Raw genomic sequence first — 466 nt, forward strand, 5'->3', positions numbered from 1 at the left:
CAAGGTGAAGTACAACGGCGCGTGGTTGTCGATCGGCAGACCGTCTTTGTTGGTCAGGGTGACGGTGTAAGTGATCTCGCCGCCTTCGGTAACCGATGGAGTGGCGGTCAGCTTGGCGATGACGTCGTCAGTAGTGTCAGTCACTTTGACCGACGCTGCGTCACCCAACTGCAGGTTCTCGAAGGCACGGCCGTCAACATCGACGGCAGACTTGATACCCAGGGAAATTTCGCCAGCGTCTTTGTAAACGTCGTCGCCCTGTGCTTCGTGGGTATAAGGCGCGCTTGTTTCGCCAGCCTTGATGGTGACGGTAGCGTTGTTGCTCAGGGTCACGACCAGATCGTGAGCCAGGGCAGTGTTGATGTGAACGGTGAAGGTCGGTTTGACGTTTTCCGCCACCGAGACTTGATCAGCGGTGATGGTGACTTTGACCACATCGCCTTCGTTGCCTGGGGTACCCGGCTCG

The 466-nt window shown here is 57.5% G+C and carries 1 protein-coding gene; it reads right to left on the reverse strand.

Features of this window, described 5'->3' with window-relative positions; translation table 11 throughout:
* The coding region (locus tag HU750_RS26980) for an immunoglobulin-like domain-containing protein (RefSeq protein ID WP_202883862.1) at positions 1–466 on the reverse strand (466 nt) is incomplete at both ends.

This window comes from Pseudomonas sp. SWRI50 (assembly GCF_014269095.1).
GTDB lineage: Bacteria > Pseudomonadota > Gammaproteobacteria > Pseudomonadales > Pseudomonadaceae > Aquipseudomonas > Aquipseudomonas kermanshahensis.